Origin of the sequence: Hymenobacter armeniacus (assembly GCF_014699055.1) — a bacterium.
Classification (GTDB): Bacteria; Bacteroidota; Bacteroidia; order Cytophagales; family Hymenobacteraceae; genus Hymenobacter; species Hymenobacter armeniacus.
On record NZ_JACXAC010000004.1, the window covers coordinates 143,528 to 169,083 of the forward strand.

The 25,556-nt window shown below is 64.3% G+C and carries 26 protein-coding genes; 14 read left to right on the forward strand and 12 right to left on the reverse strand.

Annotated features, from left to right (window positions below; translation table 11 throughout):
• Positions 1-106 precede the first annotated feature (106 nt).
• Entirely contained in the window at positions 107-1,153 is a 1,047-nt protein-coding gene (gene pheS, locus IC234_RS12120; protein WP_394354883.1) for a phenylalanine--tRNA ligase subunit alpha, read from the reverse strand.
• Positions 1,154-1,255: 102 nt separating this feature from the next.
• Here pheS and IC234_RS12125 point away from each other — a divergent pair, with 102 nt between their 5' ends.
• The 4 genes from IC234_RS12125 (at position 1,256) to IC234_RS12140 (ending at position 3,675) form a co-directional block, all read left to right on the forward strand.
• Entirely contained in the window at positions 1,256-1,915 is a 660-nt protein-coding gene (locus IC234_RS12125) for a hypothetical protein (RefSeq protein ID WP_190924923.1), read from the forward strand.
• A 222-nt stretch (positions 1,916-2,137) separates the two neighbouring features.
• Entirely contained in the window at positions 2,138-2,527 is a 390-nt protein-coding gene (locus IC234_RS12130) for a hypothetical protein (RefSeq protein WP_190924925.1), read from the forward strand.
• 168 nt (positions 2,528-2,695) lie between these two features.
• Complete coding sequence (locus tag IC234_RS12135) at positions 2,696-3,106, forward strand: hypothetical protein (protein ID WP_190924927.1); 411 nt, start codon at positions 2,696-2,698, stop codon at positions 3,104-3,106.
• Positions 3,107-3,294: 188 nt separating this feature from the next.
• Entirely contained in the window at positions 3,295-3,675 is a 381-nt protein-coding gene (locus IC234_RS12140) for a hypothetical protein (RefSeq protein ID WP_190924929.1), read from the forward strand.
• A gap of 87 nt (positions 3,676-3,762) precedes the next feature.
• Here the strand turns inward: IC234_RS12140 and IC234_RS12145 are convergent, their stop codons facing one another.
• From IC234_RS12145 to IC234_RS12155, 3 genes are all read right to left on the reverse strand, one after another.
• Positions 3,763-5,007 (reverse strand): M16 family metallopeptidase, encoded by a 1,245-nt coding sequence (locus IC234_RS12145; protein ID WP_190924931.1) that lies wholly within the window; start codon positions 5,005-5,007, stop codon positions 3,763-3,765.
• Between the two features lie 207 nt (positions 5,008-5,214).
• Entirely contained in the window at positions 5,215-8,031 is a 2,817-nt protein-coding gene (locus IC234_RS12150) for a TonB-dependent receptor plug domain-containing protein (protein WP_190924933.1), read from the reverse strand.
• A gap of 78 nt (positions 8,032-8,109) precedes the next feature.
• Positions 8,110-8,268: a hypothetical protein gene (locus IC234_RS12155; RefSeq protein ID WP_190924935.1), complete on the reverse strand. Its 159-nt coding sequence runs from the start codon at positions 8,266-8,268 to the stop codon at positions 8,110-8,112.
• 129 nt (positions 8,269-8,397) lie between these two features.
• Here IC234_RS12155 and IC234_RS12160 point away from each other — a divergent pair, with 129 nt between their 5' ends.
• From IC234_RS12160 to ytxJ, 4 genes are all read left to right on the forward strand, one after another.
• Positions 8,398-10,398, forward strand: a complete 2,001-nt coding sequence (locus IC234_RS12160; RefSeq protein ID WP_190924937.1) for an alpha-ketoacid dehydrogenase subunit alpha/beta — start codon at positions 8,398-8,400, stop codon at positions 10,396-10,398.
• 80 nt (positions 10,399-10,478) lie between these two features.
• Complete coding sequence (locus IC234_RS12165; RefSeq protein ID WP_190924939.1) at positions 10,479-11,024, forward strand: TMEM199/VMA12 family protein; 546 nt, start codon at positions 10,479-10,481, stop codon at positions 11,022-11,024.
• Positions 11,005-11,391, forward strand: a complete 387-nt coding sequence (locus IC234_RS12170; protein WP_190924941.1) for a hypothetical protein — start codon at positions 11,005-11,007, stop codon at positions 11,389-11,391. The genes IC234_RS12165 and IC234_RS12170 overlap by 20 nt, the downstream gene beginning before the upstream one ends.
• 130 nt (positions 11,392-11,521) lie before the next feature.
• On the forward strand, positions 11,522-11,863 hold the full coding sequence (gene ytxJ / locus IC234_RS12175; protein WP_190924943.1) for a bacillithiol system redox-active protein YtxJ: 342 nt from the start codon (positions 11,522-11,524) through the stop codon (positions 11,861-11,863).
• Positions 11,864-11,982: 119 nt separating this feature from the next.
• Here ytxJ and IC234_RS12180 read toward each other — a convergent pair whose 3' ends face one another.
• On the reverse strand, positions 11,983-12,390 hold the full coding sequence (locus IC234_RS12180) for an OsmC family protein (RefSeq protein ID WP_190924945.1): 408 nt from the start codon (positions 12,388-12,390) through the stop codon (positions 11,983-11,985).
• 106 nt (positions 12,391-12,496) lie between these two features.
• Here IC234_RS12180 and IC234_RS12185 point away from each other — a divergent pair, with 106 nt between their 5' ends.
• From IC234_RS12185 to IC234_RS12195, 3 genes are all read left to right on the forward strand, one after another.
• Complete coding sequence (locus tag IC234_RS12185; RefSeq protein ID WP_190924947.1) at positions 12,497-13,315, forward strand: hypothetical protein; 819 nt, start codon at positions 12,497-12,499, stop codon at positions 13,313-13,315.
• 183 nt (positions 13,316-13,498) lie between these two features.
• Positions 13,499-14,392, forward strand: a complete 894-nt coding sequence (lipA, locus tag IC234_RS12190; RefSeq protein ID WP_190924949.1) for a lipoyl synthase — start codon at positions 13,499-13,501, stop codon at positions 14,390-14,392.
• Between the two features lie 31 nt (positions 14,393-14,423).
• Positions 14,424-14,822 carry a DUF805 domain-containing protein gene (locus tag IC234_RS12195; protein WP_223827652.1) on the forward strand — a complete coding sequence of 133 codons (399 nt, stop codon included), beginning with the start codon at positions 14,424-14,426 and terminating at the stop codon, positions 14,820-14,822.
• 60 nt (positions 14,823-14,882) lie between these two features.
• On the opposite strand, the gene IC234_RS12200 is transcribed toward IC234_RS12195, so the two are convergent.
• Entirely contained in the window at positions 14,883-15,482 is a 600-nt protein-coding gene (locus tag IC234_RS12200) for a DUF4136 domain-containing protein (protein WP_190924953.1), read from the reverse strand.
• Between the two features lie 232 nt (positions 15,483-15,714).
• On the opposite strand from IC234_RS12200, the gene IC234_RS12205 reads away from it, so the two are divergent.
• Entirely contained in the window at positions 15,715-16,023 is a 309-nt protein-coding gene (locus tag IC234_RS12205; protein ID WP_190924955.1) for an SH3 domain-containing protein, read from the forward strand.
• A 90-nt stretch (positions 16,024-16,113) separates the two neighbouring features.
• Here IC234_RS12205 and gcvP read toward each other — a convergent pair whose 3' ends face one another.
• Entirely contained in the window at positions 16,114-19,032 is a 2,919-nt protein-coding gene (gcvP, locus tag IC234_RS12210) for an aminomethyl-transferring glycine dehydrogenase (RefSeq protein ID WP_190924958.1), read from the reverse strand.
• A gap of 177 nt (positions 19,033-19,209) precedes the next feature.
• On the opposite strand from gcvP, the gene IC234_RS12215 reads away from it, so the two are divergent.
• Complete coding sequence (locus IC234_RS12215; RefSeq protein ID WP_190924960.1) at positions 19,210-20,433, forward strand: NAD(P)-dependent oxidoreductase; 1,224 nt, start codon at positions 19,210-19,212, stop codon at positions 20,431-20,433.
• Positions 20,434-20,440: 7 nt separating this feature from the next.
• Here IC234_RS12215 and IC234_RS12220 read toward each other — a convergent pair whose 3' ends face one another.
• From IC234_RS12220 to IC234_RS12240, 5 genes are all read right to left on the reverse strand, one after another.
• A complete protein-coding gene (locus tag IC234_RS12220) occupies positions 20,441-21,271 on the reverse strand; it encodes a DUF1206 domain-containing protein (RefSeq protein WP_190924962.1) in 831 nt (276 codons plus the stop codon).
• Positions 21,272-21,457: 186 nt separating this feature from the next.
• Positions 21,458-21,676: a CsbD family protein gene (locus tag IC234_RS12225; RefSeq protein ID WP_190924964.1), complete on the reverse strand. Its 219-nt coding sequence runs from the start codon at positions 21,674-21,676 to the stop codon at positions 21,458-21,460.
• A gap of 139 nt (positions 21,677-21,815) precedes the next feature.
• The gene (locus tag IC234_RS12230) at positions 21,816-22,424 is read right to left on the reverse strand and encodes a hypothetical protein (RefSeq protein WP_190924967.1); all 609 of its coding nucleotides are present in this window, start codon (positions 22,422-22,424) and stop codon (positions 21,816-21,818) included.
• 24 nt (positions 22,425-22,448) lie between these two features.
• Positions 22,449-23,225: a hypothetical protein gene (locus IC234_RS12235; protein WP_190924969.1), complete on the reverse strand. Its 777-nt coding sequence runs from the start codon at positions 23,223-23,225 to the stop codon at positions 22,449-22,451.
• A gap of 246 nt (positions 23,226-23,471) precedes the next feature.
• Positions 23,472-23,726: a hypothetical protein gene (locus IC234_RS12240; RefSeq protein WP_190924971.1), complete on the reverse strand. Its 255-nt coding sequence runs from the start codon at positions 23,724-23,726 to the stop codon at positions 23,472-23,474.
• Positions 23,727-23,962: 236 nt separating this feature from the next.
• On the opposite strand from IC234_RS12240, the gene IC234_RS12245 reads away from it, so the two are divergent.
• Entirely contained in the window at positions 23,963-25,516 is a 1,554-nt protein-coding gene (locus IC234_RS12245; RefSeq protein ID WP_190924973.1) for a tetratricopeptide repeat protein, read from the forward strand.
• Positions 25,517-25,556 lie beyond the last annotated feature (40 nt).

Genomic DNA, 25,556 nt, shown 5'->3' on the forward strand with positions numbered 1-25,556 from the left:
TAGCTAAACGGTGTAGAGACGCGACACTTCGCGTCTCCTCGTTGAACGTTTCGCTCAAATAGCGCGAACGCCGAGACGCGAAGTATCGCGTCTCTACCTCGTCCAACTACAACGCCTCAAACTGCCGCAGGAAGCGCATGTCATTCTCCGTAAACAGGCGCAGGTCCTTTATCTGGTACTTGAGCATGGCAATGCGCTCGATGCCCATGCCCCAAGCGTAGCCGGAGTATTTCTCAGAATCAATCTTGGCGTTTTCGAGCACGGCGGGGTCCACCATGCCGCAGCCACCAATCTCGACCCAGCCCGAGTACTTGCAGATGTTGCAGCCCGCCCCTTTGCAAATCAGGCAGGTGATGTCAATTTCGGCGCTGGGCTCGGTGAAGGGGAAGAAGCTGGGCCGGAAGCGGATGTTGATGTCTTGCCCAAACAGCTCCTGCACGAAGTAGTACACCGTCTGCTTGAGGTCGGCGAAGCTCACGCCTTCGTCAATGAAAATGCCTTCCACCTGGTGGAACATCATGTGCGCCCGGGCCGAAATGGCCTCGTTGCGGAACACGCGGCCCGGCATCACCCGCCGAATGGGCAGGGGCTCGGTTTCCATCACGCGCACCTGCACGGTGCTGGTGTGGGTGCGCAGCAGGTAGGGCTGGGTGCCGGGCTCGCTGCCCACGGGCGGGGCCACGAAAAACGTGTCCTGCATGTCGCGCGCCGGGTGGTTCTCGGGGAAGTTGAGGGCGGTGAAGTTGTGCCAGTCGTCTTCAATTTCGGGCCCCTCGGCCACGGCGAAGCCGATGCGGGCAAACACGCGCAGCATTTCTTCGCGCACCAGGCTCAGCGGATGGCGGGTGCCCAGGGCGTTGGGCACCACGGGCAGGGTATAGTCGAAATCGGGGTTGGCAGGAGCATTGTCGGCGGCGGCTTCGGCGGCTTGCTGGGCCTCGTCGAAGCGGGCCTGGGCCTGCTGCTTGAGGGCGTTGAGCTGCTGGCCCACGGCGCGCTTCTCCTCGTTGGGCACGGTCTTGAGCTGGTCGAACAAGTCGGCCAGCCGGCCCTTGCGGCCGAGGTAGCTGATGCGAAATGCATCGAGTTCGGCGGGATTATTCAGTTCGGCCTTCGTAATTTCGGCCGTAAGAGCGGCAATGGATTCCTGCATCATAGGCCGCAAAGTTACGGCAAGGGCCCGGCCCTCGCCGAACGATTCACGAACACATTCAGTTACCCCGGTTCCGTATCCACCTACCCTAAAGCCTTTGTCATGAAACGTGCGCTATTTTTTCTGTTCGTATTCGGCGGATTAGCTTCCACCGCCTCGGCCCAGAGCGGCTGGGATACCCCCGCCGCCGGCTGGGACACGCCCAAGAAGGCCCCCGCCAAGAAATCCACCAAAGCGCCGGCTGCCGCCGCTGCTGGCCAGAAAGCCACGCAAAACGGCGGCGCAGCCGCAGCCCCCGCCACCGAAGCAGCGCCCGCGCCTGAGGCCGCCGCTGCTGCCCCCGCGGCCGCCGACGACAAAGGCTTTGGCGCTGCCGCCGGGGGCTCGTCTTCCAGCAGCGCCAACATTGGCCAAGGCATTTCGGTGGCGCCCGGCGCTCCGGTGATGATGCGCGGCGGCCGGCACGTGATGCAGGACGACGCCATTGCCGCCCGCGAGCGTCGCCTCAACCGCAAGCCGCGCCGCGAGAAGCCCTGGCCGCCGCGCCCCGTCGACGCTGCCCCGGCTCCGGTAGCCACCCCCGCAGCCGCTGCCGCCCCTGCTCCCGAGCCGGCTGCTCCGGCCGCTGATGCCATGGCTGGCACGGGCGCCACGGCCGCCAAAGGTGGCAGCGCCGCGGCCGAAAAGCCCAAAACGGCCACTAAGGCGCCTGCCAAGGCCCTTGTACCCAAGAAAAAAGCGCCCGAGCCCCTTGGCTGGTAGGCGAGCATAATTCCTTCGCATAAAGCAAGCCCGCGGCCCGGTTGCTCTTCTCAGGTGAGGGGAGCAGCCGGGCCGTTTGCCGTGAATGCGGGCATAAGTTTTGGGCCCGGCCGACCGGGGCAGCGGCTTACGCGTATGCCACAGGCACCCCAACGAGCCCGCCTCTTGCTGAGCGCGGGCTCGTTGGGTGGTTCTTTCTTTTCACCCGTTCACCACCCGCTTATGTACCGCATTCTAATTTCTGGCCTGCTGGCGCTGGCTGCCATCTCCGAAGCCGCTGCCCAAGCCGCCCCGGCCGCCAAAACCACCACTGCCACCCGCCAATCGGCCGCTCGGCCGGCTCCCAGAGCCGCCTCGGCCGCGCGCACCGCCACCACCAAGCGCGCGGGCACCGCCAACACCACGGCTGCCCCCGCTGCGGGCGGCCGCAACGACATCGGGCCCGGCGGCAATGGCGCGGTGGGCTCCACTGAGAGCGCCGACGGCAAGGGCCAGAGCGTGTACGCGGCCCCGGGCATGCCCGTGAACGTGGACAACCCCAAAAAAGTGGGCAGCTACAACGGCCCCGCGCCGGCCCGCACCAAAAGCCGCACCACGCTCACCCCGCGATAAAAGGCGGGAGTTGGTCGGGACAATGGCCCGGATGGTAGGCGTTTGCGCACCATCCGGGCCTTTTTTTGCGCGCTGCCGAGCGAGCAGAGAAAGTTGGCACGCCTTTGGAATATGTCCATTCAACAACGGTAACCAACTTTTCCTCTTCACATTCTTAGCCCTTCAGCCATGCTTCGTTCGTTCCTCACCCTTGCCCTGTCGATGTTCCTGCTGGCTGAAGCCAGTGCCCAAACCGCTCCGGTGGCCTCGACCAAAAAGACGGCCCGCGCCACCAAGGTAGCCGCCCGCAAAGCCGCCAAAGCCCGCCGCGTCGCCGTGAAGTCGGCCCCCGCCGCTCCCCTTAACGACGGCTGGCCCCCCATCGAAAACAACACCCAAACCGCCGTGGCCTCGAACGACGGCTGGGGCTCGCCCGAATCGGTGATGGCCAGCAGCCCTTCGCGCGGCGAAATCGATAACCAGAACATTTCGGCCGCGCCCGGCATGCCCGTGCACGTGCGCACCAGCAACGGCCTGACGCCCTACAGCGTGCGCCCGCCCCGCAAGCCCGCCGCCACCCAAACCACGCTCGGCAACTAATACTGCCCGCTCAGCCGGCCCGGATTATTCCCCGGGCCGGCTGTTTGGCTTCGCTGGAACCGGCTTCCGCTCAGCGCCACCATCCACTTCGGTCGGTTGTGCGTATGAACGGGAGCCGGTTGGCTTTCGGCCCGATTTCGGCAGGGCCGCTCCACTGGTTTTTCTTTGTCCCCCTAACTTCTATTTCCATGTTTCGCTACTTTTTCGCTTCGCTGGTGCTGCTGGCCATTGCCGCCACCGATGCCTCGGCCCAAACGGGCAACCGCGGCAAAAAAATCGCCCCGTACTCCTCGCGCGGTCCGCGCAAGGTGAAGACGGCCGTCAAAATCAACCCCCACACCGGCAAGCCCTACGGCGCCGGCGTGCCCGAAGACATTCGCAACGGCTCGATGTACCTGGCCCCGGCCACGCCCATGCGCCGGCAGGTGGGCTACACCGCCAACGGCGGCTACAACGACAACCGCACGCCCCGCCCGCGCTACGCCAAGCCCTCCAACAGCTCCTTGAGCCGCGACAGCAACCTGCCCGTCGCACCGGCCAAAACCAAGGTGAAGGCCAAGCGCAAATAAGCTGGCCCGAATGGCTGGCGCTAATGACCTAAAAAAGAACGGTCCGGCTGAACACAGCCGGACCGTTCTTTTTGGTGAAGGAGGTGACTAATCCTGCCCGACGGCTTCGTAGTAGAGCGTGCTGCAGTTTTCGGGGCGCAGCACTTCCTGCGCGGCGGTGCGCACGCTGGCCACCGTCACGGCCTGAATGCGGCCGCTTTCTTCGTTCACCAAGTTGGCATCGCCCTGCAGCTTGCTGTAGGCCAGGTTGAGGGCGCGGTTCAGCAGGTCAATTTCGCCGAAAACCAAGCTACTTTCGGCCTGGTTTTTCACTTTTTCCAGTTCCTGGGCGTTCACGTCTTCGGCCAGGAATTCGGCCACTACTTCTTCCACGGCCGCGTCGGCGGTTTTGAGGTCCACGCCCGCGTTTAGCTTGCCGCTGATGACGAGCAGGCCGGGGTCGAGGGAGCCGGTGAGGGAGGCCGAAATGTTATTGAACAGGGCCTTTTCTTTCACCAGGCGCTGGTGCAGGCGGGCCGATTTGCCGTGGCCGAGCATGTCGCTCAGCAGGTCGACGGAATTGTAGCGGGCGTCGCTGCGGGCCGGCATGTGGTAGGCTTTGTAGAGCGCCGAGAGCGGCACGGGGGCCTGGGCCGTGAGGTGGCGGGCTTCCTGCTGCGGGGGCTCCTGCGGCAGCTGGCGCTGGTAGGCCGGCCCGCCCGGGATGGGCCCAAACCACTTTTCGGCCAGGCGGCGCACCTCGGCGGCGCTGGCCGCGCCGGCCACCACCAGCACGGCGTTTTGGGGCGCGTAGTGCTTTTGGAAAAAGCCGCGCACGTCGTCCATTACGGCGTTTTCGATGTGCGAAATCTCCTTGCCGATGGTGTTCCACTGGTAGGGGTGGGTATGGTAGGCCAGGGGCTTAAGCTTGAGCCACACGTCGCCGTAGGGCTGGTTGAGGTAGCTCTGCTTGAATTCTTCCACCACCACTTTGCGCTGCACCTCCAGGCCGTTTTCGGAAAAAGCCAGGTTCAGCATCCGGTCGCTTTCCAGCCAAAAGCCGGTTTCGAGGTTGGCCGCCGGCAGCGAGAGGTAGTAGTTGGTGACGTCGCTGGAAGTGAAGGCGTTGTTTTCGCCGCCCACGCGCTGCAGCGGCTCGTCGTAGCTCGGAATGTTCACCGAGCCGGAAAACATGAGGTGTTCAAACAAGTGCGCAAAGCCCGTATGGCCGGGGTCTTCGTCGCGCGAGCCCACGTCGTACATCACGTTGAGCACGGCCATGGGGGTAGAAAAATCTTCGTGCACGATGCAGCGAAGGCCGTTATCGAGGGTGAATTCCTGGAAATGAATCATTGAAAAATCAGGCGCAATACAAGTGGAGCAAACTTAACAGTCCCATTGGCAAAAAGGTCTACGGAAAAACTGGGCAGTGGGCCTGCTGTCTGCCATTATCAAGCCGTGAGCATCGGCCAGCCCCTCTCAACACGGGCGCGGTCCCGCCTGTTGCGTCCTGTTTTATGAAGGAAAGAGCTAGCGGTTGCGCATGCCGGCAGTGGGCGCCTAAAAGCTGGCCCGCACGCCCAGCAGCCACGTGCGGGGCACGGGGTACGCGTTGGCGTCGTAGCCGGCCGCCAGCAGGGTGGCCCCGCCGCTGCTCACGTTGGGGTCGAAACCCCGGTAGCTGCTGAGCACAAACAGGTTTTGGCCGCCCACCCACACGCTCATGGGATGGGGGTGGGCGGCGGGCCGCAGGGCGTAGCTAAACGTGAGCTGGCTGAGGCGCAAGTGCGCGGCCGACTGCAGCTGAGCGTCGTCGTAGCGTTGGTTCAGGGCCACGGAGTTGGCCAGCCCCACATTGGCTTCCGGAACGTCGGGGCTGTAGTGCGTTGGCGTCCAGCGGTCGAGCAGGCGGGTGGTACCGTTGGTGTAGCCGGTTGGCAGGTCGAGGGTGGCCAGCGTAGTGTTCAGCAACTGATGCCCGGCCTGGGCGTCCAGTTGCGCATCTAGCGTGAAGCGGCCCAGCGCCAGCGTCTGGCTGAAGGAATAAAGCTGCGTGGGCAAGGCCGTGCCCTGGTAGCTGGCATCGGCGTCGGTGATGAAGCCGTTGGCGTCGACGTCCTGATAGCGCAGGCGCCCCCCGATGTTCCGGCCCTGGGCATCCACGGCCCCGGCAGCAGCCACCGGCAGCCGATGATACAGGAAGAATGGATGCGGGGCCTCGCCCACCACCAGCCCCGGCACGGGTCCGGCATCGGGCACCGCAAGCAGGTCGGCTACGCGCTGCTGCTGCCAGGCCGCCGCCAGCCGGCTGAAGCCCCGGAACCGGCCCGCCTGCCAGCTGCCCGACACGGACAGCAGCAAGCCCTGGTTGCGCAACGCCGCCTCGCGTGGCAGCACCAGCGCGCCCAAGCCCGTGCCGGTGGGCAGCACCAGCAGCTGAGGCACCACGAGGTGGGCCGTGCTGCGGCGATAAGTGGTTACGTCGACCATGAGTCGGTTTTGCCACAAGCCCAGGCGCAGGCCGGCCTCCAGCTGGGTGGTGCGGGGCGGGGCCGGCTCCGGCGCCGACGAGCCGAGCGTTGACACCACTTGCCCCGGCCCCAGCCGGAGGTAGTCCGACGTCACGCCGCTGCCCCAGCCGGTGCCGGGCAAGCTCGTGGAGCTGGTTTGGCCCACGCCGGCCCACAGCGTGGCGGTGCTAATGGCCGGCGCATCGGCCAGGAAAGACTCCTGGTGCAGGTACCAGCGCACTTCCGCCGCCGGCAGCCACAGTGCTGGCACCTTGGGCACGAAAAGCAGGGTGGCGCCGCTGTTGGCGTCGCGGCGCAGCGAGGCCAGCGCTTCGTAGCGGCCCCGGTAGGCGTAAGTAGCCGTGAGGCCGGCGTTGGAAAAAGTGGTGGTGCTGCTGGTGCTGTAGTACGATTCCGAGCCCGGCTCGCGGTAGGTGCCGTTGGTGTTGCGCTGGTAATCCTGGTAGCCGGCGCTGGCCGTCAGGCCCAGGCGGTGGGCTTCGCCAAAGGTGTGGTCGTAGGCCAGGCGCAGCTGGGCGACGCTGGCCGTGGTGGGCAGGCGCAAGGTGCTGACGGCCGTAGCCGTGGTCTGCTGGCCAATGCTGGTGTTCACCAGAAAGTGCGTTTCGCTGGCCACGCGGCCCTCCTCGCGGCCCAGGCTGCCCGTGAGCACCACGCCGGGCCACAGGATGTACTCGGCGCCGGCCTGCAGCAGCAGCCGGCGCGACGTGGTGGCCGTGCCGTCGTTGGTAGCCAGGTCTACGGGGTTGCGCTGGTTGAAGAAAGGGCCGTAGCGCTCGAAGTTGCCCCGGGCATCGTGCACGGCCACGGTGGGCGGGGCCAGCAGGGCCTGGGCCACCGTGGCATCGGTGGGCAGCGTCTGGCTGACCGATGCAGCCGAGGCATTTAAAAACAGGCGCAGCTTGGGGCTAATCTGCTGGTCGAGGTTGAGCCGCAGGGCGTAGCGGTCGAGGCCGGAATGCGTCACCACACCTGCTTGGTTAAGGTAGTCGGCGCTGAGCAGGAAGCGCGTGCGGACGCTGCTGCCGTCGAGGGTGAGGTGGTGGCCGTGCAGCACGGCCGGGCGGAACAGCTCACCCTGCCAGTCGGTATCGGGCGAAATGGGCCCGGTGAGGGGGTAGCGCACCAGTCCGCCGCCGTTGGGCTTCTGGCTGGCCTCGTTGGCGAGGTCCGCATACTGGCGGGCGTTCAGCAAATCGTAGCGCTGGCGCACCTGCTGCACGCCGCCAATTCCGGCGTAGCGCACCCGCAGGGGCTGGCGTTGGCCGGTTTTGCCCCCGCGCTTCGTCACGATTTCAATCACCCCGTTGCTGCCTTGCGCCCCGTACTGCGCCGCCGCAATTCCACCCGACAGCACCGTGACGCTGGCAATGTCTTCCGGCGGCAGGGTGGGCAGCGGATTGGCCCCCGTATGGGCGAGCTGGGGGCCGCTTCCAAGCGGAAAAGCGGCACGCAGGAAAACTCCGGGTTCAAAGTCCGCATTCAGCGCCGGCACCCCGTCCACCACGTACAGGGGCTGGTCGGGGCTGGCCAGGCTGCTGCCGCCCCGGATGCGTACCGTGGCCCAATCGCCGGGCGCGCCGGAGGTAGGCGTTACCTGCACGCCGGGCACCTGGGGCAGGAGGGGCTGAAGGGTGAGGAAAGGCGGCGGCGTCCATGGGCTAACGGCGCTAATAAGGACACAACTCGTACCGCACGAAAAGCGGAGTGGCAGCACCACCGCCTCAACGCTGTCGGGAATGGCCGTGGCTACTGCCACGCGGCGTGGCGCCAGCGTATCAACTTGCTGGGCCTGAACCCCGGCAACGGCCAGAACTAAAAACGTGGTGGGTAGAAGTCGATTCATAGGTAGAAAAATAAGCGGAGAAGGCTGCTCGAAAGCAGATGCTGCGCCCCGGCCGTTTGCACAAGCCTCGGCCGCAAACTAGCGCGCCACCCCCAGCCGCAGCATACAGCAGGAGTCCGTGCGCACCAGCCACTCGCCGGGATGCCGCAGGGCCTCGAAGGCACGGATGCCGGCCAGCCAGCCGGGCGCGAAGCGGGAGAAATGGCGGCCACTGGCGAAGTAGATGAGAGTGGGCAACGGAAAGGCGCGGGCCCTGGACGCCCCGCCGGTTCAAAGCTAGCACGCCGCCCGGAGCCGCGGCACGGCAGTTCGTCGGCCCATCCCTGCCCGCTACCTTTGCCCCTCCCAACCCACCCCTTTTGCTCCATGACTCCCACCGCAACGGCCCTTCAGTTCGACCGCCAGGACCTCACCAACGAAACCCTGCTGCACCTCTACCAGCACCTGCTGCGCCCGCGGCTGATTGAGGAGAAAATGCTGATTCTGCTGCGCCAGGGCAAGGTGAGCAAGTGGTTTTCGGGCATCGGGCAGGAAGCCATTTCGGTGGGCAGCACCCTGGCGCTGGAGGCCGATGAGTACATTCTGCCGCTGCACCGCAACCTGGGCGTGTTCACGGGCCGCGAGGTGCCGCTGGGCCGCCTGTTTGCGCAGTGGCAGGGCAAGCGCACGGGCTATACCAAGGGCCGCGACCGCAGCTTCCACTTCGGCACCAACGAGCACCACATCGTGGGCATGATTTCGCACTTGGGGCCGCAGCTGGCCGTGGCCGGCGGTATTGCCCTGGCCGATGTGCTCGACAAAAAGCCCAAGGTAACCCTGACGTACAGCGGCGACGGCGGCGCCTCCGAGGGCGACTTCCACGAGGCCCTGAACGTGGCCGCCGTGTGGCAGCTGCCGGTCATTTTCATGATTGAAAACAACGGCTACGGCCTGAGCACGCCCAGCAACGAGCAGTTCCGCTTCAAATCCTTCGTGGACAAAGGCCCCGCTTACGGCATGGACGCCGTGCAGGTGGACGGCAACAACGTGCTCGAAGTGTACAACACGGTGAAAAAGCTGGCCGAAGACCTGCGCGAGAACCCGCGGCCGGTGCTGGTCGAAGCCCTCACGTTCCGCATGCGCGGCCACGAGGAAGCCAGCGGCACCAAGTACGTGCCCCAAAGCCTGATGGAGGAATGGGCCGCTAAAGACCCGGTCGAAAACTACGAAAAGTGGCTGTTGGCCGAAGGCGTCCTCACCGAAACCGCCCGGCACAGCATCCGCGAAACCATCAAAGCGGCCATCGAAGCCGGCCTGCAGGAGGCCGACGCCGAGCCCATGCCCACGGCCGACATTCAGGAGGAAATTGCCGACATGTATCAGCCCTTCCAGGCGCCCGTCACGGACGCGCCCCAGGACGGCGCCGTGCCCGAAAAGCGCTTCATCGACGCCATTTCGGAGGGCCTGAAACAGAGCATGGAGCGCTACCCCGACCTCGTGCTCATGGGCCAGGACATTGCCGACTACGGCGGGGTGTTCAAAATCACGGAGGGCTTCGTGGCCGCGTTTGGCAAAGCGCGGGTGCGCAACACGCCCTTGTGCGAGTCGGCCATTGTGGGCGTGGGCCTGGGCCTGAGCATCAAGAAGAAGAAAAGCATGGTCGAAATGCAGTTTGCGGACTTCGTGACCTGCGGCTTCAACCAGATTGTGAACAACCTGGCCAAGAGCCACTACCGCTGGGGCCAGAACGCCGACGTCGTCATCCGGATGCCCACCGGCGCGGGCTCAGCCGCGGGGCCGTTTCACTCCCAGAGCAACGAGGCGTGGTTTACGCACGTGCCCGGCCTGAAAGTGGTGTACCCCAGCAACCCGCACGACGCCAAAGGCCTGCTCTGCGCCGCTATTGAGGACCCGAACCCGGTGCTGTATTTCGAGCACAAGATGCTGTACCGCAGCCTGAGCGGCCCGGTGCCGGCGGCCTACTACACCACACCCATCGGCCAGGCCGCGCTGGTGGCCGAGGGCGACGAACTGAGCATCATCACCTACGGCATGGGCGTGCGCTGGGCCTTGGACGTATGCCAAGACCTCGGCGTGTCGGCCGACATCCTCGACCTGCGCACCCTGCTGCCCTGGGACCAGGAAGCCGTGCGCCGCACCGTGGCCAAAAACGGCCGCGTCCTCATCCTGCACGAAGACACGCTGACGGGCGGCATCGGCGGCGAAATTGCGGCCTGGATAGGGGAGAACTGCTTCGAGCACCTCGACGCGCCCGTGCGCCGCGTGGCCTCGCTGGATACGGCCATCCCGTTTGCGCCGCCGCTCGAAGCCGCATTTCTGCCCCAACAGCGGCTGCGCGAGCAGGTGCAGGCCCTGCGCCAGTACTAGGAGGCGTCGGAGTTGGCGCGGTTTTCGCGCCCGCAGGCCTTACCTTTCCCAGCTTCCTTCCTGACTTTGCACGTTTTACGGTGATTCTTCGTATACCTTCCGTTGTTCTTCGGTCCTTGCTGGGCGTGTGGCTATTGAGCAGCTGCACGCTCTACCACAAGGTATTTCACCCGTACCGCCTGCCCACGCCCAAGCCCTCGCCCGAGTACAAAGCCCAGCTCGAAGCCAAAAAGAAAAAAGACAAAGAGCTGCTGGCGTTGCAGCGTGACACCGAGAAAAAGACCAAGTCGGGCGACGGCACCGAGGAAGCCGCCACCGACGTTTCGACGCCCAGCGGCGGCGCCCTGAGCGCGCCCACGGCCACCACCACCGCGCCGCGCACCCTGCCCGAACGCTCCACGGTGCGCTACGACAAGAAGGGGCTGATGAAAAAGCCCAAGCTGAAACGCCGCAAGATTAACAAGCAGCACAAGCCGTTCCGCCCCTGGCAATCCATCAAGGACTTTTTCAAATATGGCCTCCACAAGAAACCCAACTACGACATCGACCACAAGGTGGCCCCAAAAGCCCCGCAGGACGAGCCCGCGCCCAGCCCCGCGCCCGACGATGCCGGCAGCAAGCCCTAGCGGCCGGGTGGTGTGGCTGCTGGCGGCCCTGCTGCTGTGGATGGGCGGCGGCGCGGCCCAAGCCCAGATTGTGCGCGAAAAACCGGCCAAGGTGAAAGCCGCCAACCGCCGCGCCCTGCGCGAAGCCAAACGCACGGATTCGCCCTTCAAAGACAGTCACCTCGACGTGACGCCGGCCCGCCTCAAGCGCGGCCAAAGCACCCAGCCCCAGCCCCAAATCGACCAGGAGCTGCGCTACAAGGGCACCGCGCCCGGCGTAAAGCCGGCCGGTTTCTTGGGCCTGCGCCGCGACAAAACCACCACCGTGGTGCGCAAGGAGCAGCGCACCAAGCCCCGCAACGCTGGCTCGGAAAAAGCCGAGAAATAAATTTGCCCCACCGCCCGGGAATCAACTGGCCCGCAAAGTTTGTAGTACCGGCACACCCGTCACACGCCGCCCGTACGCGCGCTCTGAGCGACGCCTTCGGGCGGCGGTTTTCTTCACTAATCCCTTTCGAATGTCGACCCCCTGGCTTCCCCTCACCCAACCCGAACAACTCACCGACCTGGCCCAGGCCTCGCACGAGCAGCCGGTGCTCATTTTCAAGCACAGCACCACGTGCTCCATCAGCGCGGCGGCCAAGAGCAAGATTGAGCGCCAATGGGCCGACAGCGGCCTCGACCTTCCCATCTACTACCTCGACCTGCTGCGCTTCCGCCCCCTCTCAGCTCAGATAGCCGAGCAGTTTGGCGTGCGCCACGAGTCGCCGCAGCTGCTGCTTATCAAAGACGGCGAGTGCACTTACGACGCCTCCCACATGGGTATTCGCCTGAGCGACGTGCAGGCTGTGGTGAAATAGTGAGAAACAAAACAAGCGTCATGCTGAGCGCAGCCGAAGCATCTCTACCGCGGTAGTAATCTGTTTGCTATTGCGGTAGAGATGCTTCGGCTGCGCTCAGCATGACGCGACAAAAGCCCCTACTTGTACTCAAACGCCACGTTCTGCTTGATATCCGGGTGCAGGCTCAGGGCCACGGGGCAGGTGAGGGCGGCGCGTTCCAGCACGGCGCGGTCGGCGGAGGCCAGGGCGGCGGGCAGCTGAAACGTGACGTCGATTTGGGCAATGCGGCGGGGCGGCTCGGCGCTCATGTGCTTCACCACGGCCCACGTGCTGCCCACCAAGTCCCAGGCGTGGCGTTCGGCCACGATGCCCATGATGGTCATCATGCACGAGCCCAAGGCGGCGCTGGTTAGGTCGGTGGGCGAAAACGCTTCGCCACGGCCGTGGTTGTCCACGGGGGCGTCGGTCTGAATAACGGTGCCCGAGGCCACATGAGTGGCTTCGGTGCGTAGGTGGCCGGCGTAGCGGGCGGTGGCGGTGTTCATCAAGTCAGGTAGTTACCTTTACCAGGAAGTTTCTTATTTCGCTAAATTACGTACTGTGAACCGGGCCGGGCCGGTAGCGGTTTACGGAGTACATTTTCGGTCGACTATGTTTTCTTTCCTTCCTCGCTTTGGGGGGCTGCTGGCCCTCGGTTTGCTCGCCGCCATTGGGGCCCGGGCCCAGGCGCCGGTGCGCTCGGAAATAATTCCGGTTGCGCCCTCCGACGAGCAGTCGTACAGCAAAGAAGTCGTGTACGGCGTCAACTTCAACACCCAAGGCGGCTTGCTGGGCGGCGTGTCGGTGCGCTCCTCGCGCGTGCTCGACGACCGCCTGCTCCGCTTTTGGAGCATTGAGGGCGTGATGCTGAAAAACAAAGCCAAGGAGCTGACCATCAATACCATTGTGGGCGGCAGCTACGTCGACCGCAAAACCAACTATGCCTTTGTGCTGCGGCCGTCCATTGGCATGCAGCGCATTTTGTTCCGCAAGGCCGCCGACGCCGGCGTGCAGGTAAATGGCCTGCTGAGCTTGGGCCCGTCCATCGGCCTGCTGATGCCTTACTACATCAGCTACGACTACACGGCCGCCCGCACGCAGGTCATCAACATCCAAACCGACGACATTCGCAACGAGCAGTACGACCCGTTCAAGCACGTGGACCCCAACGTGATTCTCGACCACGGCCCGCTTTTCAGCGGCATTGGCGAAACCAAGGTGGTGCCCGGCTTCCACTTGCGCGGCGGCCTCAGCTTCGAGTACGGCCGCTATCGCGATGCCGTGACCGGCCTCGAAGCCGGCGTGTTGATAGAAGGCTTCACCAAGCGCATGGTCATTCTGAGCCCTGGCAACCTCTCCGAAACCGACCGGCTGAACCGTCAGTTTTTCCCCTCGGTCTACCTCACGCTGTATTTCGGCCACCGCAGCTAAGAGCAGTTAGCAGTTCATGGTTAGCAGTTAACGCCGGCCACGCAAGTGCTGGAAGGGCCATTGTGCGCCGCACACGTTTCGGGAGTTAATTTTGTATGGCTTGTCCAAGTCGAAACGATTTGGCCGCGAATTACTTTTCATAGGGTTAACTGCTCACTGTTAACTGCTAACTGTTAACTGAAAATGATTGATTTGCCCGTTATCCAGCCCGAAACGGCTGCCCCTGCCCGCCCCCGCAAGCCCGACTGGCTGCGCGTGAAGCTGCCCGTGGGCCAGGAATACGCCGCCGTGCGCCGCCTCGTCGACGAGCACAAGCTGCACACCATCTGCGAAAGCGGCAACTGCCCCAACATGGGTGAGTGCTGGGGCGCTGGCACCGCCACGTTCATGATTCTGGGCAACATCTGCACCCGCTCGTGCTCGTTTTGCGCCGTGGCCACCGGCCGCCCCACCGAGTACGACCTCGACGAGCCCCGCCGCGTGGCCGAAGCCATTGCCCTCATGAAAGTGAAGCACGCCGTCATCACCTCGGTGAACCGCGACGAGCTCAAGGACCGCGGCGCCAGCGTGTGGCGCGAGACGGTGGTGCTCACCAAGCAGCTCTCGCCCGGCACCACCATCGAAACCCTCATTCCGGACGTGAAAGCCAACTGGGACGCCCTTGATGTCATGATTTCGGGCGGCCAGGAAGTGATTTCGCACAACATCGAAACCGTGGGCAGCCTCTACCGCCTCGTGCGCCCGCAGGCCCGCTACGACCGCAGCCTGGAGCAAATTCGCCGCACCAAGCAGGCCGGCCACCGCACCAAATCCGGCATCATGCTGGGCTTGGGCGAAAAGCCCGACGAGTTGTACCAGGCCATGGACGACCTCGTGGCCAACGGCCTCGACATCCTCACCCTCGGCCAGTACCTGCAGCCCACCAAGCGCCACCTCGACGTGGCCGAGTTCATCACCCCCGACCAGTTTGCTCACTACCGCGAAGAGGGCCTGCGCCGTGGCCTGAAATACGTGGAAAGCGGCCCGCTGGTGCGCAGCTCCTACCACGCCGAGCGCCACGTGAACGTGCCCGTGTAAGGACGCAGTATATTGGGCCAAAAATCATTCCATGGCCTTTTTTACTGCTAATGGGCGCTTGCGCCGTCGTGCTTACCTGCTGCGGGTGCTGGGGCTTTACACCCTGGCAATCCTTTTCTACGCAACGCCCGGTTTGCTCTACGCGGCCGAAGTGCCGCCCGGCCTGGCATTGGCCGCGTTGGCGGGCATCGGAGCCGTGCTGTATCTGACCATGGTGCAGGTGGCGTTGCGGTTGCACGACGTGGACCTTCGGGCCTGGTGGTGGCTTGTGATGTTGCTGCCGGGCGTGAGCTATGTGCTGGGGGCGGGCCTGCAGTTTGTGCAGGGCACCGTTGGCCCCAACCGTTTCGGGCCGGACCCCAAACGGCCCCATCTGCTCCCTGCCTTGCCCTTGCAAGCCCCGGAATCGGAGCCAGCCACCGAAGCGTGATAAACAAAAAGGCCGCTCCAATGCTGGAGCGGCCTTTGTCATGCTTGTGCCTGCCGAGGGTTAGCGGCGGGCGTTGTTGCCCTGGGGCGGGTAAGTGCTCAAGATGCCGTTCACGATGCGGTGGGTTTCGGCTTCGTCGATGGTGTTCTGGTCGACCTGAGCCTGGCCGGTGCCGCGCCATGCCAACTCCTTGCGGCGCGCGTCGATGATGTCAATCACCACGGTGCCGGCTTTGTACTGCGTCACGGGGGCATAGCCGCGGCCGTAGTAGCCGTAGCCGTACCCGTAGGGGTAGCCCAGGCCGTTGTAGTACGGCGACACTTGCTGCTTGTCCTCCACGCGGGCGCTGTAGGCGATGTAGATGTCGGGGGCCGACGTTACTTCGGTCAGGCCTTTGGCCGTCATCTCGGCGGCCACGGCGGCGCGCATGCGCTTGTCGAGGAAGGACTCGTAGCCTTTGGCGGGGCCACCTTCGGCATCCTTGGGCTGCTGCGGGTACCAGGCCCAGGTTTTGAAAGCGCGGAAGTTAACGGCGTGGTCGAAGTCGTTGGTCACGCCCACGCGGGCGGCAGAGGTGCAGCCGCTGGGGCCCAGCAGCAACACGAAGCTCGCGGCGACCAAAGCCACCGGATGAGCCAGAAAACGGGTGATGCGGTTCATAAAAGAAGGGTAGGATACAGAGTGAAGTGAGGGCCTAAAACCCCGCGTATCAGCGAGAAGCGGCGGGGTGTTGGGGGCTGCTGTACTAACGAAAAACCCAACGCCGACGTTCACTTTTTATTGGGTGTAGCAACCAAATCGGGCGGGGGTGAAGTGGCCCTGAAGCATTGCAATAACAGGATTTTATCCTACCTTACCCCCAAATTCCCATTCCTCCGTTCCTGCTTCGTCAATGAAAAGTACTGTCTTGTTGGTGTTGGCCATTGCCAGCATGCTGGCTGCTTGCACCTCCGGCCGCGAGGAGTTGCGTCAAACCTCCTCCAACGCCGTGCCGGTGCCCCACAACACCATTGTGGACTGCCCCGTGTACGACGGCATGAAAAAAACTTCCACCGTGCTCACGCAGACCACTGCCGGCAACGAAGTGCAGGTGCTCGACACCATCAACGCCTATTTTGTGCGTGTGCGCCTCGAAAAAAACGGCCTCGTGCAAACCGGTTACATGGACCGCCGCTGCTTCGGCGAGCGGGGCAGTAAGTGAGTGGAATTAACAGCTGAGCGCCAAAAGTAAAAAAGCCCGCCTGAGTCGTCAGGCGGGCTTTTTTACTTTTAGCGCTCAGCTGTCAACTTCCTAATAAGACGGGCCTTTGTCGGCTTGCACCAAGTCTTCTTCTTTGTCGGCGTACTGCTCGATGGGCGTGCAGCTGCAGATGAGGTTGCGGTCGCCGTAGGCCGAGTCGATGCGGCTGACGCTGGGCCAGAACTTGTTGGCGCGCACGTAGTCCATGGGGTACACGGCCTGCTCGCGGGTGTAGGGGCGCGTCCACTCGTGGGCCAGTACGGTGGCGGCGGTGTGCGGAGCGTGCTTCAGCACGTTTTCCTTGGCGTCGGCCTGGCCAGCCTCCACGGCCGCGATTTCCTTGCGGATGGAAATCATGGCGTCGCAGAAACGGTCCAACTCGTCTTTGCTTTCGCTTTCGGTGGGCTCTACCATCAGCGTGCCGGCCACGGGGAAGCTCACGGTAGGGGCGTGGAAGCCGTAGTCCATCAGGCGCTTGGCAATGTCCTCTACCTCAATGCCGGCCTTTTTGAAGTGGCGGCAGTCGAGAATCATTTCGTGGGCGCAGCGGCCATAGCTGCCCGAATACAGCACCGGGTAGTGCTCCTCCAGACGGGCCTTGATGTAGTTCGCGTTCAGAATGGCGATTTCGGTGGCGCGCTTCAAACCATCGCCGCCCATCATCGAGATGTAGGCGTAGCTGATGGGCAGGATGCTGGCCGAACCCCACGGCGCGGCCGAAACCGAGCCGTTCACGCGGCCCTCCACGGCTACCACGGCGTGGCCGGGCAGGTAGGGCACCAGGTCGGCCACCACGCCGATGGGGCCCACGCCGGGGCCGCCGCCGCCGTGCGGAATGCAGAAGGTTTTGTGCAGGTTGAGGTGGCACACGTCGGCGCCGATGTTGGCGGGCGAGGTGAGGCCCACCTGGGCGTTCATGTTGGCGCCGTCCATGTACACGCGGCCGCCGTGGTTGTGAATGGTCTGGCAGATGTCGATGATTGTTTCCTCGTACACGCCGTGCGTGCTGGGGTAGGTCACCATCAGGCAGCTCAGGTTGGCGGCGTGCTTCTCGGCCTGGGCCTTGAGGTCGGCCACGTCGATGTTGCCGTCTTCGGTGCTCTTCACCACCACCACCTGCATGCCGGCCATCACGGCCGACGCGGGGTTGGTGCCGTGGGCCGAGGCCGGAATCAGGGCCACGTTGCGGTGGTGGTCGCCGCGGGCATCGTGGTAGCCTTTGATGGCCAGCAGACCGGCGTATTCGCCCTGCGCGCCGGAGTTGGGCTGCAGGCTCACGGCCGCAAAGCCGGTCACCTCGCACAGCCAGGCTTGCAGGTCAGAGAAAATTTGCTGGTAGCCCTGGGCTTGCTCCAGCGGAGCGAAGGGGTGGAGGCCGCCGATTTCAGCCCAGGTCACCGGAATCATTTCGGCGGTGGCGTTGAGCTTCATGGTGCACGAGCCCAGCGGAATCATGCTGTGGGCCAGGCTGAGGTCCTTGTTTTCGAGCTGCTTCATGTAGCGCAGCATCTCATGCTCGGCGTGGTGCGTGTTAAAGATGGGGTGCGTGAGGTACTCGCTGCTGCGCTGCAGGGCGGCGGGTACACGCAGCTCGGTGGCTTCCACGACTTCGGCCAGCTGGTCGCTCTCCTTGCCCAACACTTTGGCAAACACGTCCAGAATGTCGGCCACGTCGTGCAGCTCGGTGTTCTGGTTCAGCGAAATGCCCACGCGCACCTCATCGAAATAGCGGAAGTTGATGCGGGCCGCTTCGGCCTCTTGGCGGAGGGCCTGGGCCAGCTCGGCGCTCTCCAAGCGCAGGCTCAGGGTGTCGAAGTAGCTTTCGTTGGTTTGCTCTACGCCCAGCTTTTGCAGGCCGGCTTCCAGCGTTTGGGCCAGCACGTGGGTGTTCACGGCAAACTGGCGGAGGCGCTGCGGGCCGTGGTACACGGCGTACATGCCGGCCAGTACGCTCAGCAGCACCTGCGCGGTGCAGATGTTGCTGGTGGCTTTCTCGCGGCGGATATGCTGCTCGCGGGTTTGCAGGGCCATGCGGTAGGCCTTGTTGCCGGCAGCGTCCACGCTCTGGCCGATGAGGCGGCCGGGAATGACGCGCTTGAACTGGTCTTTGCAGGCGAAGAAGCCGGCGTGCGGGCCGCCGTAGCCCATCGGCACGCCGAAGCGCTGCGAGTTGCCCACGCACACGTCGGCGCCCAGCTCGCCGGGCGAGGTGAGCAGCGTGAGGGCCAGCAGGTCGGCGCCCATCACCACGAAAACGTTGTTTTGCTGCGCCTGCGCGATAAAGTCTTTGTAGTCGAACACCTCGCCGTCGGCGGCGGGGTACTGCACCATGGCGCCGAAGAAGCCTTCGCCGCTGAGGTCAATCTGGCGGTGGTCGCCAATGACCAGCTCGATGCCCACCGGCGTGGCGCGGGTGCGCAGCAGGTCGATGGTCTGGGGCAGCACTTGCTCCGAGACGAAGTATTGGTGCGCGCCTTTTTTCTTGGTTTGGCTGTGCAGCATGTGCATGGCCTCGGCGGCGGCGGTGCCTTCATCCAGCAAGCTGGCGTTGGCGATTTCGAGGCCGGTGAGGTCAATCACCATCGTCTGGTAATTGATGAGGGCTTCGAGGCGGCCCTGGGCAATTTCGGCCTGGTAAGGCGTGTAAGCGGTGTACCAGCCCGGGTTTTCCAGAATGTTGCGCTGGATAACGGGCGGCAGGGTGGTGTCGTGGTAGCCGAGGCCGATGTAGGACTTGAACACTTGGTTCTGGCTGGCAATCTGCTTGAACTTGGCCAGGAAGGCGCGCTCGCTGAGGGCGGCCGGCAGTTCCAGCGGACGCTTGAGGCGGATGGCCGGCGGCACGGTTTCGTCGATGAGCTGCTCGATGCTGCTCACGCCAATGGCGCGAAGCATGGCGGCCTGCTCGTCGGCGCCGGGGGCGTTGTGGCGGGCTTCGAAAACGTCAACTGGCGAGAATTTCAACGACATAAAGACGAATAAAGGTTGTGAGTAGGGGCTGGTTTCGGAGACAACAAAGGTAGCCCCGAAAGGATTGCCGCGGGTGGGAAAGACCGGGCAAAAGCCGGGTGCTGCCCACGCGGCTGGCGGCTTTCATCCCCGAAAACTTTAGCTTTGCAGCTCCCATCCACTCCTTGATTCCCACCCATGTCCCTCACCGTAGCCCTGCTTCGCGAAACCAAAACCCCGCCCGACAAGCGCGTGCCCCTCACGCCCAAAAAATGCGCGGAAGCCCTGAGCACCTTCCCCAACCTGCGCCTGGTGGTGCAAAGCAGCGCCGTGCGCAGCTACCGCGACCAGGAATACCGCGACCTGGGCCTGGAAGTGCGCGACGACGTGAGCGACTGCGACGTGCTGATGGGCGTGAAGGAAGTGGCCGTCGACCAGCTCATTGCCAACAAAACCTACCTTATTTTCTCGCACACCGTGAAAAAGCAGCCCGCCAACCGCAAGCTGCTGCAGGAGGTGCTGAAAAAGAACATCACGCTGGTCGACTATGAGCTGCTGACCAACGCCCAGGGCGAGCGCATCGTGGCCTTTGGGCGCTACGCCGGCATCGTGGGGGCCTACAACGGCCTGCTCACTTACGGCCGCAAGCACGGCCTGTACGACCTGAAGCCCGCCTACCAGTGCGTGGACATGGACGACATGCAGGAGGAATTTTTCAAGGTGAAGAAGCTGCCGCCCATCAAGATGGCCGTGACCGGCTCGGGCCGCGTGGCCCAGGGCGCGCTGGAGGTGCTCGACCGCATGGGCATTCGGCGGGTGAGTGTGTACGACTACCTCTACCTCGATTTCAACGAGCCCGTGTACACCCAACTGCGCAGCTCCGACTACAACCGCCGCCGCGACGGCCGGGTGTGGGACACGCTGGATTTTCATCGCAACCCGCAGGAGTACGAGTCGGCGTTTGGCACGTTTCTGCCCGTGACGGATTTGCTCATTGCCTGCGCCTACTGGCACCCGGCGGCGCCCAAGCTGTTTGAAGAAGCCGATACCCGCCTGTCCGGCTTCCGCATCAATACCATCGCCGACGTGACCTGCGACGTGGACGGCTCCATCCCCACCACCAAGCGCAGCAGCACCATCGCCGACCCGGCGTTCGACTACAACCCGCAGACTGGGCAATTGGAACCCGCCTACTCGCGGCCCGATAACATCACGGTGATGGCCGTGGACAATCTGCCTTGTGAGCTGCCCCGCAACGCCAGCCGCGACTTCGGCCGCCAGCTGCTCGATAACGTGCTGCCGCACCTGCTGGGCGACGACGCCGAGGGCGTAATTTCCCGCGCCACCATTGCCAGGAACGGGCAACTGATGCCGCGCTACCAGTATCTGGCCGATTACGTGGCCGAAACCGTGCGGGCCTAAGGCGGCGCTACACGCCCCGCAGCAACGGGTACTTGGCCTGCACCAGCGAGTACAGGCCGTAGGCCAGCAGGCCGGCGGCTACGGCGCCCAAAGCCAGCGGCCCCATGGCGGCCAGCAGGTCAAACGCTTCGTCGGTGCTGCCCACGGCGCCGGCGTGGGACTGGCGGCCGGCCTGCACCACGAAGTAGCCGATGATGGCTACCACCACGCCGCGGGCCGTGACGCCCACTTGGCCGGCCCGGAACACCAGCCGGGCCTGCTTGGCGGTGAGGTGCTGGCCGTCGACGTCGTTTTTTAGCCGCCCCGAGAAGGCCCGGTACCCTTGAAACAGGCCAATGCCGATGACGACCAGCCCCAGCACGATGAGGAGCCAGTCGCCGCCGGGCCAAGCCAGCACTTTGGCGGTCAGGCTCTGGGAAGAGTCGCCGCCTTTTTCGGCGCGGCCATTGAGGGCCAGTTTGCCGGCGTACAGGGCCAGGCCGCTGTAGAACAGGCCGCTGCACACGTACCACAGGCGCACGGCCAAGCCTTTGGCCCCGCTGCCTTTGCTCTCGGTGTCGCGAATGGCCTGGGTGAAGCGCCAGGCGATGTAGCCCAGCAGCCCCAACGCAATCAGGCCCAGCAGCACGCTGCCGGCGGGCAGGTCCTGCAGGTGCTGCACGGCTTCCTCCTTGTCGGCGTGGGCGCCGGCGCGCTGGCCAAAGGCCGCCAGCAGCGCCAGCACGCCCATCAGCACGTACACCACCCCGATGGCCGCAAAGCCCAGCCGCGCCAGCGCCCGAATGCCGGAAGAGGCGGTACGCGGAACAGCAGCAAGCAAAGCATCGGGGGCGGACATGGCGGCAGGAAGAAATGAAGTTGGACCGGGCCCTTCCTTACGCACCGCCGCCTATGCAGGGTTGGAAAGCAACAGCGTGGGCAACAAAAAAGCCTTTCCCGTTGCCGGAAAAGGCTTTTTTGTTGCAACGCGGCGGCGTGTGCTTAGGGAAGGCACCGGGCGTTGTTAGAGGAAAAGAGGCGCGGGCTAGAATGTGCGGCTAAACCAGTTCTTGATGTCTTCCACGGCGTGGCCGGTTTTCTCCTGCAGGCGGCCAAACCACTCGTCCTGTTTGCCGTCCTCGTAGTCGAGGTCGTCGTCGGTCAGTTGGCCCCACTTCTGCTTGGCTTCGCCTTTCAGCTGGTTCCAGTTGCCGCGGGCTTTGAGCTCGGTTTGGTCGTTGAGGTTATTCTGGTTGAGGTCCATGAGTGAAACAGTTGAAAAGGTAAGAAAATGTGGATGGGAAGAAGGCAATAGTTGGGCTTGTACGGCCCCGTTGCCGGGCGCGTTGAAGCCGGCCTTCGGAATGCCGAAATTTTGCACGTGCCTGCCGGCGCCGGCCCGGCTATTGGCTAGCCGCCAAGCTGCCTATCAGCACCAACCAGACGCCCGTGCCGGCTGCGTAGCCGCTCCAGGCGCGCCCGCGTTTGCGGCGCAATGCTTCACTGCGGTAGGCGCGGTTGTAAACCGGGTCGGCCAGCAGGGCCGGAGTGGGAGCGGCCAGGTTGTGGGTTTTCACGGCGTGCGGCGCAATGGCCGCCGGAGCCACCACGCCCAGCAGTGGCCCGCCATAGAGCGTGGCCCCCAGCGCGCCCCAAAACGGCCCGCGGTCGGTGTAGTAGAAGGCGGCGGCGCGGCCCAGCTCTGCCCGCTGGGTGATGCTCAGGCCCGGCAGCAAATCGGGTGGGCCGGCGGGAACGGTGAGCGCCATGGAGCGCAATACCTCGCGGGTGCCGTTGGCGTACCGAATCAGGAACACGTCGGCATTGGCCAGGCGCAGGGTGTCGGGGGAGGAGGGACCGGCGGGCAGATAGGTCACGGCCACGGGCGTGATGGTGAGCACCCGGCCGGGAATTTCGGCGCCGTCGGTGCGCAGGATGACGTCGGTAGAGGCTTGGGCCGCGGCCACCCGGGCTCCAGCGAATAGCAAGAGAAACAGCAGGAGCGTACGCATGGCGAGAGGCAGCAGGGCCGGCCGTTAGCGGTGCCGGGCGTTGAAGCCCACCAGCAAGCTCACGCGCATGCCGTCGCGGCCCGGCACCACGGCCAGGTTCACCGGGAAGTTGACGCCATAGGAGCGAATGGACGTGCCCAGGGCCAGCACCACGCTCGCGCCCAGCGGCGTCACGTTGGGCCCCGCCCCAAACTCAAATCCCTTGGCCCCCCGGATGCCTAGCAAGCCGCTGACGCTGGGAAGGAAGCGGCCCTGTTCGAGCCCGCCCACCAGCGGCACGAACTCGACCAGCCCGCTCACGCCGTTGGGCAGCCGAAACAGGCGGCTCTCGAACTGCCAGCCAAACTGCGTGATGACGGCCCCGACCTCCACGCCTTCTTCCCGGGCCTTGCCCCGCACGCCCTGCGACAGGAACGTGACGCCCACCCGCGGCCCGTCGAGCCGGATGGGTTCTTCCAGCACCGCGTCGTTGGGGTCTTGGTTGGCCACGGTGGGCACCTCTTCGGGAAAGGCGGCGCGCACGGCCGCCGGTGGGCTGGACGGCCCCGGCTGGAAAATGGTGGCCGCGTTGAGCACCTCCTTCACGCCGTTGGCATACACTATCATGAACACGTCGGTGCGCCACACGCTGATAAGCGGCCCCTCAAGGTTGTCGGCGCGGCGAAACTTCACTTCCGAAGGCGTGATTTCCACCACTTTCACCTTCAGCTCCTCCCCATTGCGCTTGGTGAGGACGTCCTGGGCCTGCGCAACTCCGCCGGCAACCAGCAGAAATAGAAAAACGAGTAAAAATGTCCGCATGGTGAGTCTGGGTTGAAGTGAAATCGTGCGTAAAGGTGGACGAATGCCCCCCCGAGCGCCAGCTCATTTCTAGTAAATTCAGACTTTGCGGAGAGGTTGTTTATAAAGCAGATAATTAAAAATCAACCTGTTGCAGATTTGATAAGGGATATTATAAATATAGTAAATACAAGTTTTAATAGGTGCCTAAACACAAAAAAGCCCCGCTACCAGGGTAGCGGGGCTTCTCAACTCGGCGAGCCGAGGTTATTTCTGCGGGGTGGCGGGCACTTCTTCCACCACTTTGCCGGCGGGCGTGTTGCGCACCACGGCCGTGTCGCCGGGTTCGCGGGCCAGGTCGGCTTTCGCGCTGTCGACGGCGTTGTCCATGGCCTCGCCGGCATTATCGGCGGTGTTTTCTACGGAATTGGCGGTATCGTCGGCTTTTTTCTCCGAGCACGACGTGGCGGTGAAGGCTCCCAGAGCGGCCACCAGAAGCAGCGTTTTGAAGGACGTTTTCATTGGATTATGGGGGAAAGGAATGGTTGAAAATCGAGGTTAATGAGCCGCGGCGGCAAAAGGTAACCCGGCAGAATGCTACGGTCGAGCTTCGCTTCGCGCGTCAGCTTCACCTTACGGCGTGAGCTTTTCACTCGTTGCCAGCGCGCTGCTGCAAGCCCCCGGGGGAGGAGAAATTTGCGAGTCTAGGCGCAAATAAAGTTGGTTGGCGGCGGCACCCCGCGCCGTAATTTGGCGGCATGGACGACCTGCGCACCACGCTGCTAACTCTGGGCCCCGACGAACGCCGCGACTTCGGCGTGTTCATTCAGCGGCAGCGCCGCAAGGCCGCCGGCCGGCAGGATTCGCGCCTCTACGAGTTGCTGGTGCAGCCCAAGGAGCTAAAGTCGGACCAGCTCATTGCCAGGCTCTACCCCGACGAGCCCAACCCCACCGCCTACTATGCCCTGCGCAAGCGCCTGCTGCGCCACCTCACCGACTTCCTTCTGCTGCGCCAGCGCCAGCTCGACACCACGGCCGCGGCCTCGGTGCGCGGGCAGCTCACCCTGGCCCAGTACCTCTTCGAAACCGGCATCCCGCGCCTGGCCTGGAGCACGCTGCGCAAAGCCGAAAAGCTGGCCCACGAAAACGAGCAGTACGAGCCCCTGAACGCGGTGTACAACCTGCAGATTCAGCACGCCGACTCGCCCTACGCCCCGCCGCTCGACGAGATTCTGCCCCGCTACCGCTCCAATAAAAAAGCTGCCGACGAAGAAGAGCGCGCCAACATTGCCGACAGTCTGCTGCGCCAGCGCCTGCGCGAAGCCCGCGTGCGCGGCCGGGCCGCCGTGCCGGTCGACGACATTCTGCAGAAAATTCTGGCCGAATACGACCTGCAGGAGGCCTTTGCCCGCTCGCCCTCGCTGCTGAGCCGCCTCATGTCCATTGCCCGCAACGCCATGCTGGTGCGGCGCGATTTCACGGCGTTTGCGCCCTTCATCGAGCGTTGCTACACGCTCATGGAACGCCGGCACGGGTTTGCGCCGGCCCAGCGCGGGCACCAGCTCCGGCTGCTCTACATGCTGGCCCACGCCCTGTACCGTTCGCGGCGCTTCGCCGAGTCGGTGGCGTACCTGGAGAAAGGGCAGACGCTGCTGGCGGCCGGACCAGCGCGGCAGTTTGGCGAGTTCGTGCCCCGCTTCACCTTCCTGCTGGCGGCCAACTACGCCTTTCTGCGCCGCAACGCCGAAAGCATCGCGCTGCTCGAAGCCCTGTTGCGCGGCCCCAAGCCGCTCACCGCTTCCGACGACCTCACGGCCCGCTTTCAGCTTTCCTTTCACTACTTCGCCGGGGGCCACTTCGCCAAAGCCAACCAAAGCATGCTCAGCCTGGGCCGCACCGACCACTGGCTGGAGCAGCACCTGGGCCTGGAATGGATGGTGAACCGCAACATCGGCGAGCTGCTCATTCAGTTTGAGATGGGCAACTCCGAGCTGGCCCTGAGCCGCCTGCGCGCCATCGAGCGCACCTTGCGCGAGCAGTTTCCGGCCGTGCCGGCCGAGGGCGAGGCGCCCGCCGTGCCCGTGGGCGGCCCCTACAACCCCGTGCTGCTGTACCTAGCCTTCGTGCGCGAGGTGATTGAAAACCCAGCCGCCGCGCGCCAGCCCGACTTTGTGCACCGGGTGGCCCACATTCCCAACTTCCTCTCGCAGGAGCGCGAAGATTTGCAGGTACTCAGCTTCTACGCCTGGCTGCGCGCCCAAACGCTGGGCCGGCCCTATTACGACGTGCTGCTGGAGCTAGCCGCCGCCTAGCCCCGCCGAGACGGAAAAGGCCCGGCCGCAATTGCGGCCG

What these genes read in the sequence shown, in the direction of transcription:
- pheS (WP_394354883.1), bottom strand. Translation starts at nt 1,153, where the DNA reads ATGCAGGAATCCATTGCCGCTCTTACGGCCGAAATTACGAAGGCCGAA.
- IC234_RS12125 (WP_190924923.1), top strand. Translation starts at nt 1,256, where the DNA reads ATGAAACGTGCGCTATTTTTTCTGTTCGTATTCGGCGGATTAGCTTCC.
- IC234_RS12130 (WP_190924925.1), top strand. Translation starts at nt 2,138, where the DNA reads ATGTACCGCATTCTAATTTCTGGCCTGCTGGCGCTGGCTGCCATCTCC.
- IC234_RS12135 (WP_190924927.1), top strand. Translation starts at nt 2,696, where the DNA reads ATGCTTCGTTCGTTCCTCACCCTTGCCCTGTCGATGTTCCTGCTGGCT.
- IC234_RS12140 (WP_190924929.1), top strand. Translation starts at nt 3,295, where the DNA reads ATGTTTCGCTACTTTTTCGCTTCGCTGGTGCTGCTGGCCATTGCCGCC.
- IC234_RS12145 (WP_190924931.1), bottom strand. Translation starts at nt 5,007, where the DNA reads ATGATTCATTTCCAGGAATTCACCCTCGATAACGGCCTTCGCTGCATC.
- IC234_RS12150 (WP_190924933.1), bottom strand. Translation starts at nt 8,031, where the DNA reads ATGAATCGACTTCTACCCACCACGTTTTTAGTTCTGGCCGTTGCCGGG.
- IC234_RS12160 (WP_190924937.1), top strand. Translation starts at nt 8,398, where the DNA reads ATGACTCCCACCGCAACGGCCCTTCAGTTCGACCGCCAGGACCTCACC.
- IC234_RS12170 (WP_190924941.1), top strand. Translation starts at nt 11,005, where the DNA reads ATGCCGGCAGCAAGCCCTAGCGGCCGGGTGGTGTGGCTGCTGGCGGCC.
- ytxJ (WP_190924943.1), top strand. Translation starts at nt 11,522, where the DNA reads ATGTCGACCCCCTGGCTTCCCCTCACCCAACCCGAACAACTCACCGAC.
- IC234_RS12180 (WP_190924945.1), bottom strand. Translation starts at nt 12,390, where the DNA reads ATGAACACCGCCACCGCCCGCTACGCCGGCCACCTACGCACCGAAGCC.
- IC234_RS12185 (WP_190924947.1), top strand. Translation starts at nt 12,497, where the DNA reads ATGTTTTCTTTCCTTCCTCGCTTTGGGGGGCTGCTGGCCCTCGGTTTG.
- lipA (WP_190924949.1), top strand. Translation starts at nt 13,499, where the DNA reads ATGATTGATTTGCCCGTTATCCAGCCCGAAACGGCTGCCCCTGCCCGC.
- IC234_RS12195 (WP_223827652.1), top strand. Translation starts at nt 14,424, where the DNA reads ATGGCCTTTTTTACTGCTAATGGGCGCTTGCGCCGTCGTGCTTACCTG.
- IC234_RS12200 (WP_190924953.1), bottom strand. Translation starts at nt 15,482, where the DNA reads ATGAACCGCATCACCCGTTTTCTGGCTCATCCGGTGGCTTTGGTCGCC.
- IC234_RS12205 (WP_190924955.1), top strand. Translation starts at nt 15,715, where the DNA reads ATGAAAAGTACTGTCTTGTTGGTGTTGGCCATTGCCAGCATGCTGGCT.
- gcvP (WP_190924958.1), bottom strand. Translation starts at nt 19,032, where the DNA reads ATGTCGTTGAAATTCTCGCCAGTTGACGTTTTCGAAGCCCGCCACAAC.
- IC234_RS12215 (WP_190924960.1), top strand. Translation starts at nt 19,210, where the DNA reads ATGTCCCTCACCGTAGCCCTGCTTCGCGAAACCAAAACCCCGCCCGAC.
- IC234_RS12220 (WP_190924962.1), bottom strand. Translation starts at nt 21,271, where the DNA reads ATGTCCGCCCCCGATGCTTTGCTTGCTGCTGTTCCGCGTACCGCCTCT.
- IC234_RS12225 (WP_190924964.1), bottom strand. Translation starts at nt 21,676, where the DNA reads ATGGACCTCAACCAGAATAACCTCAACGACCAAACCGAGCTCAAAGCC.
- IC234_RS12230 (WP_190924967.1), bottom strand. Translation starts at nt 22,424, where the DNA reads ATGCGTACGCTCCTGCTGTTTCTCTTGCTATTCGCTGGAGCCCGGGTG.
- IC234_RS12235 (WP_190924969.1), bottom strand. Translation starts at nt 23,225, where the DNA reads ATGCGGACATTTTTACTCGTTTTTCTATTTCTGCTGGTTGCCGGCGGA.
- IC234_RS12240 (WP_190924971.1), bottom strand. Translation starts at nt 23,726, where the DNA reads ATGAAAACGTCCTTCAAAACGCTGCTTCTGGTGGCCGCTCTGGGAGCC.
- IC234_RS12245 (WP_190924973.1), top strand. Translation starts at nt 23,963, where the DNA reads ATGGACGACCTGCGCACCACGCTGCTAACTCTGGGCCCCGACGAACGC.